We start from the raw sequence: 16,793 nt of genomic DNA, 5'->3' as shown, positions 1-16,793 counted from the left end.
GCGAGTGTGTGTCCGGGCTCAGCCGCTGGCAAGCTCGGCCTGCACCGCCTTGAGCAGGGCCTCCACTTCGGCGCGACGGCCCGCGTCGGCGCGTTCGCGGCCCGGGCGGGGCTTGGCCGCCAGCGCCTTGCGGGCCGCGGCTTCGGCGCCGGCATAATCGCCCTGCTCGCGCAGGAAGTCGGCGAAGAAATAGTTCGAGTCCAGGCCGTCCGGGTTGGCCTGCAGGCCCTTCATCAGGAAATCGCGCGCCTTGTCGTCGTCGCCGAAACCGACCGGCCAGCCGGGCACCTGGTAGTACAGCGAACCCAGGCTGGTGTAGGCCGAGCCCTCGAGCGCAGCGGGATCGATCGCGATCGCCGCCTCGAAATCCTTGCGCGCCTTCTTCACCAGGCCCAGCGCACCCAGCCCGCCTTTCTCGCCGGCCCAGCTGGCCAGCACGATGCCCTCCCAGATCAGCGCCTCGGCCGAACGCGGCTGCTGGGCCACGGCGGCGCCGGCCTTTTTCGCCAGCGCCTCGAAGGCGGTGCTGCGCTGGTCGGCAGGCACCTGGTATTTCACGTCGGCCCAGCCGTCGCGCACGGCGACGACCTGCGGCGGCAACTCACTGGCCCAGGCCGGCAGCACCATCAGGCCGGACAGCAGGGCGGCGAACAGGGTGGGACGTAGCGATGTCATGCGGAATCTCCGGTGCGTGGGTGGATGCGGCGCCAGCGTGGCGACGCACCTCGGGAAGTTGCGCGCGCAGGGCGCGGTCGATGAGGGCGGGGAACAGGCCGTTGATGCGGGCGAAGAGTTTTTCCGGCCAGCCCAGCTGCCGGCGGCGGTCGCCGCGACGGATCGCGGCCACCAGCTTCGCGGCCACGTCGGCCGGCTCGTCCTCGCGGGTCTTGAGCGCGCGGTTGAGCGCGACCACGGCCGGCGTGTTGAAGGCGGTGCGCGTGGCACGCGGCGACAGGTACTGGAAGCGCACGCGGCCATCGGCGTGTTCGCGCGCCAGCGCCTCCATCAGCCCGCGCAGCCCGAACTTGCTGGCGCTGTAGGCCGCGAAACCGGGAAACGCCAGGCTGCCGAAGGTGGAGCCGACCGCCACCACCGCGGCGTCGGGCCGGGCCATCAGCAGCGGCAGCAGCGCGCGGATCAACAGCATCGGCGCCAGCAGGTTGGTCTCGACCACGGTGCGCAGTGCCGCGTCGTCCTGCTGCTCGAACAGTCCGAAGGCCGACTGCGCGTGCGCCAGCACCAGCATCGACGGCGTCGCCGCCCGCGCGGCCTCGCGCAGCGTGTCGCGGCCGGCGGCCGTGCACAGGTCGGCCTGCACCGGAACGACGCGGCCGGGACGATGCTTGGCCACCAGGCTCGCGAGCCGTCCGCGATCCCGACCCACGGCAATCACCGTCGCGCCCTGCTCCACCAGCGCCGCTGTCAGCGCCGCGCCGATGCCGCCGCTGGCCCCGGTCAGGATCACGGTGCGACCCGACAGCGTGATCATGCCGCCGCCCGCATCGCGACCGGTTCGCGCAGGCCGCGGAACACGTCGCCGTAGAGTCGGTAGAAGCGCCGCGCGGCATGCACCACCGCGGCGCGGTCGGCCGGATCGTCGATCCGGTCCATCAGTTTCTCGAAGAAGCCGACATGCTCGACGTCCAGGTCGCCGTGCGAGCGCAGGTAACTGAAGGCGGTTCGCGGCAGGCCCAGGCTGGACTCGATGGTTTCCGCCGCGCGCGTGGCCAGGGCCACGCTGGTGCCCTCCAGCACCAGCACCATGCCGAAGAAGCCGACCGGGTTGCGGCGGTGGATGGTGTCGTAGGCATAGGCCACCATCAGCTCGGTGGCCAGCGAGGGTTCGCCGTGCTCCACCGCGTCACGGTCGGCGCCGCAGGCGGCCAGGTCGTCCAGGATCCATTCCTGGTGGCCCAGCTCTTCCTCGATGTATTCACCCACCGCGCTGCGCAGCCACTCCAGCCGCGCCGGCAGGCGTGCACCGCAGGCCATCAGCAGCGGCACCGTGTGGCGCACGTGGTGGTAGGCCTGGGTGAGGAAGGCGATGTAGTCCTGCCGGTCGATGCGGGCCGACAGCGCGTCCTGGATGATGCCGATGGACAGCAGTCCGGCGCGTTCGGCCTCGGTCTGGGCAAGCAGTTGCTGGTAGAAGCTCATGGGGTGCATCCAAAGGTGGGGGAAGGGTCGTTGGCGCGCGCATAGCGCTGCGCGATGGCATCGGCATAGCGGTGCAGGATCGCGTCGCGGCGCGGGCGGCCGTTGGCGGTCAGCAGGCCCTCGGCGGCGGTGAAGGGGGCATCGGCCAGCACCAGTTCGCGCACCTGCGCGTAGTCGGGCAGCGACGCGTTCACATCGTGCAGCGCAGCTTGCAGATCATTGGCCTGTTGTCCTGCGCGCCGCGGCCACACCACCGCCACGTTCCAGGGCCGCGCCTCGCCCCAGACCACGGCCTGGGCGAAGTCGGGATGCTGCAGCAGCTCGCTCTCCACCCATTCGGGCGAGACGTTGCGGCCGTAGGCGGTGATGAAGACGTTCTTGCGGCGGCCGGTGACGTGCACGTAGCCGTCCTCGTCCACGTGGCCCAGGTCGCCGGTGGCAATGGCGCCGGGCGGCGGGCCGGCCTCGCCCAGGTAGCCCAGGCAGCGCACGCCGTGCACCTGCAGTTCGCCGTCCACCACCTGCACGCGGGCATGCGGCAGCGCGCGGCCCACGCTGCCCGGTCGCGACGCGCCCGGCCGGTTGAGGCAGACCACCGAGGCGCATTCGGTCAGGCCGTAGCCTTCGTACACCGGCAGGCCCAGCGCCGCGGCGCGCGCCAGCAGGCGCGGACCCACGCGTCCGCCGCCCACTGCGAGGAAGCGCAGCGAGCGCGGCAAGGCATGCCCGCGCTCGGCGGCGGTGACCAGCGCCAGCAGCAGCTGCGGCAGCAGGATGGCGCTGTGTGGCTGGTAGCGCTGCAGGCAGGCCAGCAGGGTCGGCACGTCGAGGCCGCTGGCCCCGGTGTAGCCGATTTCGGCCAGCGAGGGCACGGCGATGTCGGCCTCCGAAAGCAGTGCGGCATAGAGGCCGCTGACGTTTTCAAGCAGCGTCGACAGCGGCATCAGGCAAAGGTGCCGGCGCGGCGACACCGGTCGCGCGGCCTCCACCAGCGAGCCGGCCACCGCCAGCATCGACGCGGCGTCCAGGCACACGCCCTTGGCGCTGCCGGTGGTGCCGGAGGTGTAGGTGATGCAGGCGGTGCCTTCCGGCAGCGCGGGGGCGTGGGTCTGCAGGCGCCACGCCGACAGCGTGTCGCCGAGGGCTCGCTGTACTTCGGCGTTGGCGCCGATCGGCATGGGTTCGCCGCGCGCGGTGACCAGGGCCTGCGCGCCGCTGGAGGCCAGCGCATGCGACACCTGGCCGGCACTGAAGAAGGTGGGCAGCGGCACATGCACGCCATCGAGCCGGCGGATCGCCAGGTCCAGGGCCAGCCAGTCCAGGCCGTTGTCCAGCCGCGAGGCGACGCGCTGCAGGCCCTGTGCTTCCAGGGCATCGGCGTAGGCCTGCACGCGTGCCTCGAGCTGCGCGCCGCCATGTTCGCCCACGCCGTCCAGCACGCGCAGGTCCGGACGCCGCAGCGCATCGGCAAACAGGTCAAGCCCGCTCATCGCGCGCCCGCCGTGCAGGCCTGGATCGGCCGCTCGTGCACGGGCGCGGGCGTGGCCCGGCTGCGCTGCAGGAAGGCATGGCCGGCCTGGATGTCGCCGAACAGCAGCTGCGGCTGCGCTTCGTAATAGCTGCCCCAGTCGGTCGCGTCATCGCGCAGGCAGTCGGCGCGCGCCTCCGCCAGCACCACCGTGGCCAGGCGCAGGCGGTCGAAGGCATTGCGCAGCTGGCGCGTGGCGGCGAACAGCACCCAGGGCACGCCGGCCCGGTGCAGCAGGCCGGTGAGCTGCACGATCACCTCGCGCGCATCGCCCGGCGAGCGCGAGGCAAAGCCGCCCACCTCCACCAGCTCGGCCCGCTGCACCGGCCGTCCCAGGCGCGCGCGCAGGGCCTGTTCGGCCGGCACCTGCAGGTACTGTTCGACGAACAGTGGCCCGGCCGTGCCGCGTCGCAGCCCCACCGCGGCCTGCAGCGCGCCGTCCTGGTCGCGGTAGGCCACCAGGTCGGGCAGGAAGCTGTGCAGGCGCGCGCCGTAGCGCTCGGCGTAGACGCGGGCGATGAAGGCCTCGACCTCGGCGCGGGCCGGATGGTCGGCCGGCACCCGGCTGGCGCTGTGGAACCGGGAGGGACCGGTGGGTACGGTGAGATGGCTGAGCATGGGGCGCATGCTCGTCGGCGCCGATTAAGCCTGCATTAGCCGCTTGTTAGTCAGTCGTAAAACAAACATCAACAAATCATTGGCTTGTGGCGCCCAGCTGACGCGCCGTCGCAGGACGGCCAGGGCGCGTGCCATACCCGCCCGGCGGGCGGCGGGACGGGCCGCCGTGCGAGAATGCCGCCCATGACCTCCCCCGAACTCAGCCCCCTGGGCAAGCCGGTCGGCTACGGCGCCGACTACGATCCGTCCCTGCTGTTCCCGATCGCGCGCGCCACGCAGCGCCAGGCCCTGGGCCTGGGCGAGGAGCTGCCCTTCGTCGGCGTGGATTTCTGGAATGCGTACGAGCTGAGCTGGCTCGACGGGCGCGGCAAGCCGCGCGTGGCCCTGGCCGAGTTCCGCATGCCGGCCACCTCGCCCAACCTGATCGAGTCCAAGAGCTTCAAGCTGTACCTGGGCAGCTATGCGCAGGCGCGCTTCAGCGATACCGACGCGCTGCGCGCGCAGCTGATCCGCGACCTGTCCGACACCGCCGGCGCGCCGGTGAGCGTGGTGCTGACCCCGGCCGCATCGGCCAATGCCGCGCTGATCGAAACGCTTGAAGGCGACCTGATCGACGACCTGCCGATCGAGATCACCCACTACGGCCCGCCGCGCCCGGACTTCCTGTCTTCGGATGCGGAAACCCGCACCGACGAGGTGCTGGTCTCGCACCTGCTCAAGTCCAACTGCCCGGTCACCGGCCAGCCCGACTGGGCCAGCGTGCAGATCCGCTACGCCGGCCCGCGCATCGCCCGCGACGGCCTGCTGCGCTACCTGGTCAGCTACCGCAACCACAGCGACTTCCACGAGCAGTGCGTCGAGCGCATCTTCATGGACCTGATGCAGCACTGCGCGCCGACCCGCCTGGCCGTGTACGCGCGCTACACGCGCCGCGGCGGCCTGGACATCAATCCCTTCCGCGCCACGCCGGGCCTGCCGCTGCCGGGCAACCCTCGCACCGCCCGCCAGTAAGCCCGGAGTTTCCATGCGCCTGCGCCTCGCCACCGCCCTGCTGCTGACCCTGTCACTGTCCGCCTGCGGTTCGAAGGACGAGGCTCCGGCCGCCGGCGCCAGTCCGTCCGGCGCCGAGTCGGCCCAGGCCGCGGCGGCCGCCGCGGACGCCACCCCGGCCGACGCGCCACCCGAACTGCCACCGATGCCGGCCGGCGATTTCCGCATCACCTCGCTGCACCTGGGCAAGGCGGTGGACGCCGAGGGCCAGGTGCGCGAACCGGTCGAGGCCTTCGGCCCCAAGGACAAGATCCACGCCGCGGTCACCAGCGTGGGCAGCAGCGAGGGCCTGACCCTGGAAGCGCGCTGGACCGCCGCCGACGGCACCGAAGTGGCCAAGGCCGGCCAGAGCCTGAGCCCCACCACGCCCACCGTCACCACCTTCAGCATCGCCCAGCCCGAGCCCTGGCCCACCGGTGCCTACCAGGTGACGATCTCGATCAACGGGCGCGCGGTCGAGACCCGCGGCTTCACCATCCAGTAGCCGGCGTCGCGCCGAACGCATGCGCGACCATCCCTGCCTGTCCTGCGGCGCCTGCTGCGCCGCCTTCCGCGTGGCCTTCCACTGGTCCGAGGCGCAGCCGCACAAGCCCGACGGCGTGCCTGCCGAGCTGGCCACCCCGCTGCGCCTGCACGAGCTGGCGATGCACGGCACGCTAACCCGGCCCGTGCGCTGCGTGGCCCTGGTGGGCGAGGTCGGCGGGCGCTCGCACTGCACCATCTACGCCGCGCGGCCCGCGCCCTGCCGCGAACTGGGCGCCGCCTGGGAGCACGGCGCGGCCAGCCCGCAGTGCGACCGCGCCCGCGCGCTGCACGGCCTGGCGCCGCTGACGCTCGACGACTGGCGCACCTGAGCCGGCGGGCCGCTTTCCCCCGGGGGGCGGAACCGCGACAATGGCTGGCGTTTTCACGGCCCGCGGCGGCAAGACCGCGGCCCTCACGGAGGATCCATGGCAGACCCCATCCTTACGGCGCCCGCAGGCGGCGCCAAGATCACCATCTCGGGCGGCAAGCTCAACGTCCCGAACAACCCGATCATTCCCTTCATCGAGGGCGACGGCACCGGCCCCGACATCTGGGCGGCCAGCGTGCGCGTGCTCGACGCGGCGGTGGCCAAGGCCTACGGCGGCCAGCGCAAGATCCACTGGATGGAGGTCTACGCCGGCGAGAAGTCCAACGACAAGTTCGGCACCTGGCTGCCCGAGTCCACCGTGCAGGCCTGCCGCGACTACCTGGTGTCCATCAAGGGCCCGCTGACCACGCCGGTCGGCGGCGGCATCCGCTCGCTCAACGTGGCGCTGCGCCAGATGCTGGACCTGTACGTCTGCCTGCGCCCGGTGCGCTGGTTCAAGGGCGTGCCCAGCCCGGTGAAGGACCCGGGCAAGGTCAACATGACCATCTTCCGCGAGAACACCGAGGACATCTACGCCGGCATCGAGTGGCAGGGCGGCAGCGCCGACGCGCAGAAGGTGCTGGATTTCCTGGAGAAGGAATTCCCGCAGATGTTCGGCAAGATCCGCTTCGGCACCGCGCAGAAGAACGCCGAGTGGAACAAGGCGCTCGAAGGCATCGGCGCGCCGGCGCGCGAGCTGCCCGTGCAGGTGGGCCTGGGCCTGAAGCCGGTGTCCTACCTGGGCACCGAGCGCCTGGTGCACAGCGCGATCGGCTACGCGATCCAGAACAAGTCCAAGTCGGTGACCCTGGTTCACAAGGGCAACATCATGAAGTACAGCGAGGGTGGCTTCCGTGACTGGGGCTACCAGGTCGCCCGGGACTTCTATGGTGCGGTCGAGCTCGACGGCGGTCCGTGGATGGTCATCCCGGAAGGCAAGCCGGGCGCGGGCCTGATCATCAAGGACGCGATCGCCGACGCCTTCCTGCAGCAGATCCTGCTGCGTCCGGCCGAGTACGACGTGGTCGCCACGCTCAACCTCAACGGTGACTACCTGTCCGACGCGCTGGCCGCGCAGGTCGGCGGCATCGGCATCGCGCCGGGCGCCAACATCAACTACGTCACCGGCCACGCGGTGTTCGAGGCCACCCACGGCACGGCGCCCAAGTACGCGGGCCTGGACAAGGTCAACCCGGGCTCGGTGATCCTGTCGGGCGAGATGATGCTGCGCTACATGGGCTGGAACGAGGCGGCCGACGCGATCATCGCGGCGACCGACAAGGCCATCGCCGGCAAGCGCGTCACCTACGACTTCGCCCGCCTGATGGAAGGCGCCACCGAAGTGAAGTGCAGCGAATTCGCCGACGAGCTGATCCGTCACCTCTGACCGCTGCCTGGTCGCGTGATGTGAGGGGGCGCTTCGGCGCCCCCTTTTTTTTGCCGCGGATTTACGCGGATATACGCGGATCTTGAGAGCGATTTTTGACGCGGATAAGAGCGGAAGGGCTTTAGACGCGGATTGACGCGGACGAGCGCGGATAGAGCGAACAGGACAAACAATGCGATACGGGGATGGGGGCACGGATCGTCGCAAGACTCGCCCCGCATCCCAACCCAAACCCAAATTAGCTCTATCCGCGCTCGTCCGCGTCAATCCGCGTCAAAAATCCGCTCTTAAAATCCGCGCCCATCCGCGTAAATCCGCGGCCAATCTTTTCCCAATCAAGCCCGGGACTTGGCATGGCCAAGATGCCGCGGCTCGGTCAGCAGCGCGACCAGGCGCGGGACGTCCGCGGGTTTGAGCAGGTGGTGGTCGAAGCCGGCGTCGGCGATGCGTTCGCGGTCGTCGGCCTGGCCCCAGCCCGAGAGGGCGATCAGCAGCATGTCCTTGTGCGCGGCGGAGCCGCGCAGGCGCTGCGCGAGTTCGCAGCCGTCCATGCCGGGCATGCCGATGTCGAGCACGGCCGCCGTGGGCCGCACCTGGGCGGCGATATCCAGCGCGTCCAGGCCGTCGTAGGCCACGAAGGGCGACGCGCCCAGGGCCTCGAGCAGGGCGGCCAGCGAGTTGGCCGCATCGCGGTTGTCGTCCACCACCAGGATGCGTTCGACCAGCGGCTTGGCGCGCGTGGGCACGCCCATCACCGGGTCGTTGGCGGCGGGCAGCATCGCGGCCAGCGGCAGCTCGACGATCAGCTCGGTGCCCTTGCCCAGGCCCTCGCTGGCGGCGCGCACGGTGCCGCCGTGCAGCTCCACCAGGCTCTTGACCAGGGTCAGGCCGATGCCCAGGCCGCCCTGCGCCACGCGCGACGTGCCGGGCACCTGCACGAAGATGCCGAACACCGCCGACAGCATGTCGCTGGGCAGGCCGGCGCCGTTGTCGCGCACGCGCACGCGCACCATCGGCCCCGCCCGCTCGACCTTGATCTCCACCAGGCCGCGCGGCGGCGTGTACTTGGCCGCGTTGTTGAGCAGGTTGGCGAACACCTGGGTCAGGCGCACGCCGTCGCCGTGCACGGTCCAGTCACCAGGCGGCACGTCCACGCGCAGTTCGTGCCGGGCCGCGTCCAGCAGCGGGCGGCTCAGGTCGATGGCGTCGTTGATCACCTGCCCCAGGCCCAGGGGCTCGGGCCGCAGTTCGACCTTGCCGCGGGTGATGCGCGAGACCTCCATCAGGTCGTCGATCAGCCGCACCATGTGGTCGATCTGGCGCTGCATCATGTCGTAGTAGGACTTGGCTTCCTCCGGCGGCGTGTCGGGCCGCGAGACCAGGGCCAGGGCCGTGGTCAGCGGCGACAGCGGGTTGCGCAGCTCATGCGCCAGCGTGGCCAGGAACTGGGTCTTGCGCTGGTCGGCCTCCTCCAGGCCCTGCAGCAGCGCACGCATCTGGTACTGACGGCTGCGCGCGCGCAGCGCGCTGGCCACCGTGGTGACGAGCGACGAGATGCGCAGCGGCCGCTCGATCACGGTCACGTTGGCCAGCTGTTCCATCGCCTCGATGATGGTCACCGAATCGGCGCCGGTGCGCGCCAGGATCAGCACCGGCAGGTCCGACCACGGTGCCTGCGCCTGCAGCTGGTCGATCACCAGCCGGAAGGCCGGGTCGGCCAGCGTTTCCTCCGCGACCAGCAGCGCACCCGCGCCTGCCCGCAGCTCGGTGGCCAGTTCGGCCACGCCGGCGCAGGTCTGCGACTCGATCTCGGCGCGCGAGAGCACCGCGGCCGCGAGACTGGCGTCCCGCGGCGTGGTGGTCTTGAGCAGGACGCGGTTTTCAAGGTTCATCCTGGATCCTTCATGCCAGTCCGTGGCTGCGGGAGTCTTCGGCTATCGGCAGCGGCACGCCGGTGAGGATGCCGCGGAAGCCGCGCAGGGTCGGCCCCACCGTGATGCCATCGCGGGTCATCAGGAACGGGCGGATGCTGCGCTCGTGGGCACCGCCGCGCTTCTTGATCACCGAGATGGCCTGGCGCACCTCGCCCTCGGCCTCGTAGTAGCGCAGCATCACGACGCTGTCGGCCAGGTAGCTGGCGTCCACCGGCGCCTGCAGCTGCGCGCCGATCAGGCCGTGCTGGGCGCCGATCAGCAGCGTGGCCACGCCCGACTGGCCCAGGAAGGTCAGCAGTTCGTGCAGCTGCACCACCAGGAAGCGCTGGTCCGGCATGGCGTTGAGGTAGCCGTTGAGGCTGTCGATCACGACGATGCGCGCCTCGTCCTCGGTCACGGCGTGGCGGATCTCGTGGATCAGCTCGCCGGGCGAGAGTTCGGCCGGGTCCACCTGGCGCACCTTGATCAGGCCCGAGTCCAGGTACGGACCCAGGTCCATGCCCATGCCTTCGCAGCGCGTGCGCAGGGTGTTGATGCTCTCGTCGAAAATGAAGAGCGCCGAGTGCTGGCCGCGTTTGGCGGCGGACAGCGCGAACTGCACCGCCACGGTGGACTTGCCGGTACCCGGCGCGCCGACGAACAGCGTGCTGGTGCCGCACTCCACGCCGCCGCCCATCAGCTCGTCCAGCTCGGCGATGCCGCTGGGGATGACGGTGTTGATGCGGTCGGAGAAATGCTCGGCCGCCACCAGGCGCGGGAACACCACCAGGCCGCCGTGGGTGATCTTGTAGTCGTGGAAGCCGCCGCGGTAGTCGCGGCCGCGGTACTTCTCGACGATCAGGCGGCGGCGCGCGGTGCCGTAGTCGGCCACGTGCTGCTCCAGCCGCAGCACGGCGTGGGCGATGCTCTTCACCTGCAGGTCGTGCTTGGTGCCGGACAGGTCGTCGAGCAGCAGCACGGTGCAGGTGCGGCCGGAGAAGAACTGCTTCAGCGCCAGGATCTGGCGGCGGTAGCGCAGCGAGTTCCCGGCCAGCAGGCGCAGCTCGGACAGCGAGTCGAAGACCACGCGGGTGGGGTTGAGCTTTTCCACGTCGGCCAGGATGCGCAGCGTGGTGTCGCCCAGCTCCACCTCGGACGGATGGAACATGGTGTACTGGTCTTCCGGGCGCAGGCTGAGCTGGTTGGGCAGCAGTTCGCGCATGTGGATGCCGGTCAGGTCCCAGCCGTGCGAGCGCGAGACATCCTGCAGCTCGCTGTCGGTCTCGGACAGGGTGATGTAGAGCACCGACTCGCCCTTGCGCACGCCTTCCATCAGGAACTGCAGTGCGATCGTGGTCTTGCCGGCGCCCGGGGTGCCTTCGATCAGGTACAGGCGGCTGGGCGTGAGGCCGCCGCCCAGGACATTGTCCAGGCCGGGCACGCCGGTGCCGACCAGCGGCAGCGGGGTGGTAGGTCGGGTGGCGCGAGGCAGTTCCATAGGCGTCTCCAGGGCTCTGGCCCGGCGCGCAGCGGCGGCGGGCAGCAGGGTGCGCCGGGAATGGCGCGTGGTGACATGGTGGTGTCGGGCCGGGCCGGATGCGTCAAAGCGGCGCGAAATCGGGGTTTTCCGTACAGGGCGGGGCCAGCTACCGGAATGGAACCTGACCCTGACGGGCACCGTGTTGGGCCGTGTTCATGAAGGCTTCCCGCGAAGGCGGCGCGGCCCGAGGTGGCGGAGCGGCGGCGGGTAAACGTACTCTGACCCCGGATTACGGAGGGGGTGGGGCATGAACGGACCTGCGGGCGACAGCGGCGGCACGGGCATGCTGCCGGACCAGAGCGTGGCCAAGAACCTGGTCTTCGGGGAGATCCTGGAGCAGAACCTGTTCCCCTACCCGCGCATGCGCGACCGCGATCGCGATATGCTGGGCATGATGGTGGACGCCATCGACCGTTTCCTGGACGGGCACGAGAAAGACTTCGCGGCCTGGGACAAGGCCGCCGGCCAGCCGCCCGAATTCATCCAGGCCCTGCGCGACCTGGGCCTGTTCGGCCTGATCATTCCCGAGGCGCACGGCGGGCTGGAGCTGTCCAACGCGGCCTACGCGCGCGTGCTGGCCCAGACCAGCGCGCACGACAGCTCGGTGTCGCTGACCATCGGCGCGCACAGCTCGATCGGCATGAAGGGCCTGCTGCTGTTCGGCACCGACGAGCAGAAGGCGCGCTACCTGCCGCGGCTGGCCACTGGCGAGATGATCGCGGCCTTCTGCCTCACCGAATCGGGCGCGGGCTCGGACGCCGCCTCCATCCGCACCAGTGCCAGGGCCAACGGCGACGGCAGCTACACGCTCAACGGCGAGAAGATCTGGATCACGAACGGCGGCATCGCCGACCTGTACACCGTGTTCGCCCGCACCGAGGGCGACGCCGGCAAGATCACCGCCTTCGTGGTCGAGGCCGGCTGGCCCGGCGTCAGCCACGGCCACCACGAGGACAAGATGGGCATCCGCGCCTCGTCCACCACCACGGTCGCCTTCGCCGACGTGCAGGTGCCCGCCGCCAACGTGCTGGGCGAGGTGGGGAAGGGCTTCAAGGTGGCGATGGGCATCCTCAACAACGGCCGCACCGGGCTGGGCGGCGGCGCGGTGGGCGGCATGAAGGCGCTGATCCGCCGTTCGGTGGCGCAGGCCAAGGACCGCAAGCAGTTCGACACGCCGATCGCCGAGTTCGGGCTGGTGCGCGAGAAGATCGCGCAGATGACGGTGGACTGTTTCGCGGCCGAGAGCGCGGTGTGGATGGTGGCGCACTTCATCGACAGCGGGCACGGCGACTATTCGGTGGAGGCCGCGATCAGCAAGGTCTTCGCCAGCGAGGCCATGCAGCGCGCGGCCTACGAGTCGCTGCAGATCGCCGGCGGCAACGGCTACATGAAGGAGTTTCCGTACGAGCGCTTCGCGCGCGATGCGCGCATCCTGCCGATCTTCGAGGGCACCAACGAGATCCTGCGGCTGTACATCGCGCTGTCGGGACTCAAGGGCGTCGGCGCCTCGCTGGGCGAGCTGCAGTCGGCGGTGAACTCGATCTTCAACGATCCGATCAAGGGCTTCGGCGTGCTGACCGGCTACGCCGAGCGCCGGTTCGCGCGCGCCACCGGGTTCGGCGCCGACCGCATCCTGCACCAGCTGGCGCCCGAGCTGCAGCCGCTGGCGAAGGTCTACGAAAAGTACGCCAGCCAGCTCGCGGGCGCCGCCGAGGCGGTGCTGCGCCGGCACGGCAAGAAGATTGCCGACCAGCAGCACGTGCAGAAGCGCATCGCCGACCTGGTGATCGACCTGTTCGTGGGCCTGTGCGTGCTGTCGCGGGCGCAGTCGCTGGTCGAGTCCGAGCCGGACAAGAAGGCGCTGGTGATCGACATGGCGCGCACGTTCACGCGCCAGGCGCGGCGCCGCATGGCGCGCAACCTGCGCGGCTTCGAGCACAACGAGGACGCGGCGGTGGAATCGATCGCGGGCGCCATCATCGCCACCGGCAACTACCCCTGGGACGTCATCTGACCCAATCCGGGGTCAGAGTGCATTTAACTTCGGCGGGCCGGGGGTTACATGCCTTCCTCCCGACGCCTGCGATCCGTCCGTCATCCCGCACCGCGCCATAGGGAAGAAAACCCGGCACCTTCCGCGCGTTGAAATCCTATGCCGCCGGGGCAGCGCGTCGGGCAACCTGCGGCCGTCACCGAAAGCCGAGCCAGGCCATGCCCCGTCGACCCCGCCTGCTCCTGCCGGGCATGCCGCTGCACGTCATCCAGCGCGGGAACGATCGCCAGCCCTGCTTCCTGGATGACCGCGATCGCCGTCGTTACCTTGACGACCTGCGCGTCCTGGCGCGCGAATCGCACTGCGCCATCCATGCCTATGTGCTGATGGGCAACCACGTGCACCTGCTGCTCACCCCGGGCGAGCGGGGGAACGTGAGCCGCCTGATGCAGGCGCTGGGCCGGCGCTACGTGCGCTGGTTCAATGACCGCCATGCCCGTTGCGGAACGCTTTGGCAGGGCCGTTTCCGCGCCGGCGCCGTGGACACCGACGATTACTTCTTCCGCTGCCATCGCTACATCGAGCTCAACCCGGTGCGGTCGGGCATGGCCGCGACGCCGGCGCTGTGGCCTTGGTCAAGTTATGGCGCGAATGCGCAGGGGGCGGAAGACGCGCTGTTGTCGCCGCATCCGATGTACCTTGCCTTGGGCCGTGATACGCCGTCGCGTTGCGCGGCCTATGCGGCCCTGGTGGATGAGCCGCTCGACGGCGACCAGCTGCAGCAGATCCGCGAGCATGTGCATCGCCAGCAGCCCTTGGGCTCTGCGGGATTCGTGGCGAGGCTGCGGGACTTGGCCGCGCAGCCTGCTTGAGCTGGCAATACGCCCGATACGAGGGGGCGACGCAACCATGCGTCGCCCTTTCCGTGCTGGTCTTCCCGCTGTTCCGGGGCCAGAAGATAAACGCACTCTGACCCCGGATTTTGTCGTCAGGCGAGGAGGTCGTAGCGGTCGGCGTTCATGACTTTGGTCCAGGCGGCGACGAAGTCGTTGACGAAGCGGGCGGAGGCGTCGCTGGCGGCATACGCCTCGGCGAGCGCGCGCAGCTGCGAGTTCGAGCCGAACACCAGGTCGGACACGGTGCCGGTCCAGCGCAGTTCGCCCGTGCTGCGGTCGCGGCCCTCGAGCACGTCGTTGTTGGCGGCCGAGCGCGTCCACTTGGTGCGCATGTCGAGCAGGTTGACGAAGACGTCGTTGCTCAGCGTGCCCGGACGGTCGGTGAACACGCCGTGGCGGGCGCCGCCGACGTTGGCGTCCAGCGCGCGCAGGCCGCCCACCAGCACGGTCATCTCCGGCGCGCTCAGGCCCAGCAGGGCCGCCTTGTCCACCATCGCCTCGGCCTCGGAACCCTTGAAGCCGGCCGCGACGTAGTTGCGGAAACCATCGGCCTGCGGCTCCAGCGGCGCGAACGACTCGGCGTCGGTCTGGTCCTGGCTGGCGTCGGTACGGCCCGGCGCGAACGGCACCGTGACCTCATGCCCACCCTTCTTCGCCGCCGCTTCCACCGCCGCGTTGCCGGCGATCACGATCAGGTCGGCCAGCGACACCTTCTTGCCGCCACCGGCGGCCGCGTCGAAATCCTTCTTGATGCCTTCCAGCACCGACAGCACCTTCGCCAGCTGCGCGGGCTGGTTGGCCTCCCAGTCCTTCTGCGGCGCCAGCCGGATGCGGGCGCCGTTGGCACCGCCGCGCTTGTCGCTGGAGCGGAAGGTCGAGGCCGAGGCCCAGGCCGTGGCCACCAGCTGCGGCCCGGTGAGGCCCGAAGCCAGCACCTTGGCCTTCAGCGCCTCCACGTCCTTGGCGTCCACCAGCGGGTGGTCCACCTCGGGCACCGGGTCCTGCCAGATCAGCACTTCCTTCGGCACCAGCTTGCCCAGATAGCGCGCACGCGGGCCCATGTCGCGATGGGTCAGCTTGAACCAGGCGCGCGCGAAGGCATCGGCCAGTTCGGCCGGATTTTCCATGAAGCGGCGCGAGATCTTTTCGTAGGCCGGGTCCATGCGCATGGCCATGTCGGCCGTGGTCATCATCGGCTGGTGGAACACGCCCGGCGTGTGTGCATCGGGCACGTTTCGGCCGGCATCGCCCTTGGGCTTCCACTGATGCGCGCCGGCCGGGCTCTTGGTCAGCTCCCACTCGAAGCCGAACAGCGTCTCGAAGTAGCTGTTGTCCCAGGTGATCGGCGTCGGCGTCCACGCACCCTCGATGCCGCTGGTGATGGTGTGGCCGGCCATGCCGCTCTCGTAGGTGCTGATCCAGCCGAAGCCCTGGTTGGCCACGTCCGAGCCTTCCGGTTCGGACTGCACCAGGGACGCATCGCCGGCGCCGTGCGCCTTGCCGAAGGTGTGGCCGCCGGCGACCAGCGCGACCGTCTCTTCATCGTTCATGGCCATGCGCGCGAAGGTGACGCGGATGTCGCGCGCCGAGGCCAGCGGGTCGGGATTGCCGTCCGGGCCTTCCGGGTTCACGTAGATCAGGCCCATCTGCACGGCGGCCAACGGGTTCGCGAGTTCGCGCTCGCCCGAGTAGCGGCTGTTGGGCTTGTCGCTGCTGGCCAGCCACTCGGCTTCCGCGCCCCAGTTCACGTCGGCATTGGGCTCCCAGATGTCGGCACGGCCACCGGCGAAGCCGAAGGTCTTGAAGCCCATGGACTCCAGCGCGACGTTGCCGGTGAGGATGAACAGGTCGGCCCAGGACAGCTTGGCGCCGTACTTGGCCTTGATCGGCCACAGCAGGCGACGCGCCTTGTCCAGGTTGCCGTTGTCGGGCCAGCTGTTGAGCGGCGCGAAGCGCTGGTCGCCGGTGCCGCCACCGCCGCGGCCATCGGAAATGCGATAGGTGCCCGCGGCATGCCAGGCCATGCGGATGAAGAAGGGGCCGTAGTGACCATAGTCGGCCGGCCACCAGGACTGCGAGTCGGTCATCAGCGCGTGCAGGTCCTTCACCACCGCGTCCAGGTCGAGCGTCTTGAACTCCTTGCGGTAGTCGAACTTCTCGCCCAGCGGATTCGCGCGCGGCGAGTGCTGGTGAAGGATCCCGAGGTTGAGCTGGTTGGGCCACCAGTCGGCATTCGTGCGGGCGCGGGGTGCGATTTGTCCCGACATCGGGCACTTGGCTTCGGTGTTCATGGCTGACTCCCTGGTTGGCGGCTGGACGGGGCCACGGCGAACCTTCGGCCGCGGCGGACCTCAACCTTAGGCCCGCCCGATGACATTGGGTAATGAATGTTTCGGATGCGTTCGATAGGGGCTGGCTATCGCGAGCCGCCAACCCGCCGCTTGACCGCGGCCCGCGATTGGTGAAGTATTTAATTACTTCATTAACTACCGGCCGCCATGGACCGCATCTTCGAAGCCCTCGCCTCTTCGCCCCGCCGGCAGATCCTGGCCTACCTGGGCGACGGCGAACTGACCGCCGGCGAGATCGGCTCGCGCTTCGACTTCAGCAAGCCGGCACTGTCCAACCACCTGCGCGTGCTCGAGGACGCCGGCCTGGTGCTGCGCGAGAAGCGTGGCCAGTTCGTGTTCTTCCGGCAGGCGCCCGACCGCCTGGCCAACACGCTGATGTCGTGGGCGGCCGAAGTGTGTCCGGTCGCCGGCCCGCTGAAGCGCGAGAGCCGCACCCGCGCCAGGACCAAACCTTCCCCCTGATTCTTC

15 protein-coding genes are annotated in these 16,793 nt (G+C 70.0%); 7 read left to right on the top strand and 8 right to left on the bottom strand.

The features are described 5' to 3' along the window. Window positions 1-18: 18 nt before the first annotated feature. The 5 genes from ACOQFR_RS00880 to ACOQFR_RS00860 are packed head-to-tail and all read right to left on the bottom strand — an operon-like array spanning window position 19 to window position 4,303. Window positions 19-675, bottom strand: coding sequence for a hypothetical protein (locus ACOQFR_RS00880; protein ID WP_421377640.1), 657 nt, complete (start codon window positions 673-675; stop codon window positions 19-21). Next, window positions 602-1,486 (bottom strand): SDR family oxidoreductase, encoded by an 885-nt coding sequence (locus tag ACOQFR_RS00875; protein WP_421377806.1) that lies wholly within the window; start codon window positions 1,484-1,486, stop codon window positions 602-604. The genes ACOQFR_RS00880 and ACOQFR_RS00875 overlap by 74 nt, the downstream gene beginning before the upstream one ends. Next, on the bottom strand, window positions 1,486-2,157 hold the full coding sequence (locus tag ACOQFR_RS00870; RefSeq protein ID WP_421377638.1) for a TenA family transcriptional regulator: 672 nt from the start codon (window positions 2,155-2,157) through the stop codon (window positions 1,486-1,488). Before ACOQFR_RS00870 ends, ACOQFR_RS00875 begins: the two co-directional genes overlap by 1 nt. Then, window positions 2,154-3,647: an AMP-binding protein gene (locus ACOQFR_RS00865; RefSeq protein ID WP_421377637.1), complete on the bottom strand. Its 1,494-nt coding sequence runs from the start codon at window positions 3,645-3,647 to the stop codon at window positions 2,154-2,156. Before ACOQFR_RS00865 ends, ACOQFR_RS00870 begins: the two co-directional genes overlap by 4 nt. Continuing rightward, the gene (locus ACOQFR_RS00860) at window positions 3,644-4,303 is read right to left on the bottom strand and encodes a thermostable hemolysin (RefSeq protein WP_421377805.1); all 660 of its coding nucleotides are present in this window, start codon (window positions 4,301-4,303) and stop codon (window positions 3,644-3,646) included. Before ACOQFR_RS00860 ends, ACOQFR_RS00865 begins: the two co-directional genes overlap by 4 nt. Window positions 4,304-4,486: 183 nt before the next feature. Here ACOQFR_RS00860 and queF point away from each other — a divergent pair, with 183 nt between their 5' ends. From queF to icd, 4 genes are all read left to right on the top strand, one after another. After that, a complete protein-coding gene (gene queF / locus ACOQFR_RS00855; protein WP_421377635.1) occupies window positions 4,487-5,314 on the top strand; it encodes an NADPH-dependent 7-cyano-7-deazaguanine reductase QueF in 828 nt (275 codons plus the stop codon). Window positions 5,315-5,327: 13 nt separating this feature from the next. Beyond that, the gene (locus ACOQFR_RS00850) at window positions 5,328-5,837 is read left to right on the top strand and encodes a hypothetical protein (RefSeq protein WP_421377633.1); all 510 of its coding nucleotides are present in this window, start codon (window positions 5,328-5,330) and stop codon (window positions 5,835-5,837) included. Window positions 5,838-5,856: 19 nt separating this feature from the next. Further along, complete coding sequence (locus ACOQFR_RS00845; protein WP_421377631.1) at window positions 5,857-6,207, top strand: YkgJ family cysteine cluster protein; 351 nt, start codon at window positions 5,857-5,859, stop codon at window positions 6,205-6,207. A gap of 96 nt (window positions 6,208-6,303) precedes the next feature. Next, window positions 6,304-7,632 (top strand): NADP-dependent isocitrate dehydrogenase, encoded by a 1,329-nt coding sequence (gene icd / locus ACOQFR_RS00840; protein ID WP_421377630.1) that lies wholly within the window; start codon window positions 6,304-6,306, stop codon window positions 7,630-7,632. A 335-nt stretch (window positions 7,633-7,967) separates the two neighbouring features. Here icd and ACOQFR_RS00835 read toward each other — a convergent pair whose 3' ends face one another. Further along, window positions 7,968-9,524 carry a hybrid sensor histidine kinase/response regulator gene (locus ACOQFR_RS00835; protein WP_421377628.1) on the bottom strand — a complete coding sequence of 519 codons (1,557 nt, stop codon included), beginning with the start codon at window positions 9,522-9,524 and terminating at the stop codon, window positions 7,968-7,970. Between the two features lie 10 nt (window positions 9,525-9,534). Then, window positions 9,535-11,043, bottom strand: coding sequence for an ATPase domain-containing protein (locus ACOQFR_RS00830; RefSeq protein ID WP_421377626.1), 1,509 nt, complete (start codon window positions 11,041-11,043; stop codon window positions 9,535-9,537). 289 nt (window positions 11,044-11,332) lie between these two features. Here ACOQFR_RS00830 and ACOQFR_RS00825 point away from each other — a divergent pair, with 289 nt between their 5' ends. Further along, a complete protein-coding gene (locus ACOQFR_RS00825) occupies window positions 11,333-13,099 on the top strand; it encodes an acyl-CoA dehydrogenase family protein (RefSeq protein ID WP_421377624.1) in 1,767 nt (588 codons plus the stop codon). A 197-nt stretch (window positions 13,100-13,296) separates the two neighbouring features. After that, window positions 13,297-13,950: a transposase gene (locus ACOQFR_RS00820; RefSeq protein ID WP_421377623.1), complete on the top strand. Its 654-nt coding sequence runs from the start codon at window positions 13,297-13,299 to the stop codon at window positions 13,948-13,950. 116 nt (window positions 13,951-14,066) lie between these two features. Here the strand turns inward: ACOQFR_RS00820 and katG are convergent, their stop codons facing one another. Further along, on the bottom strand, window positions 14,067-16,265 hold the full coding sequence (gene katG, locus ACOQFR_RS00815; protein ID WP_421377621.1) for a catalase/peroxidase HPI: 2,199 nt from the start codon (window positions 16,263-16,265) through the stop codon (window positions 14,067-14,069). 207 nt (window positions 16,266-16,472) lie between these two features. On the opposite strand from katG, the gene ACOQFR_RS00810 reads away from it, so the two are divergent. Next, window positions 16,473-16,787 (top strand): metalloregulator ArsR/SmtB family transcription factor, encoded by a 315-nt coding sequence (locus tag ACOQFR_RS00810; RefSeq protein WP_421377619.1) that lies wholly within the window; start codon window positions 16,473-16,475, stop codon window positions 16,785-16,787. Window positions 16,788-16,793: the final 6 nt, after the last annotated feature.

This window comes from Arenimonas sp. MALMAid1274 (genome assembly GCF_049195245.1).
Lineage (GTDB): Bacteria > Pseudomonadota > Gammaproteobacteria > Xanthomonadales > Xanthomonadaceae > Arenimonas.
Note: the sequence above shows the minus strand (reverse complement) of the source record. Positions and strands in the feature narration are given on the sequence as shown.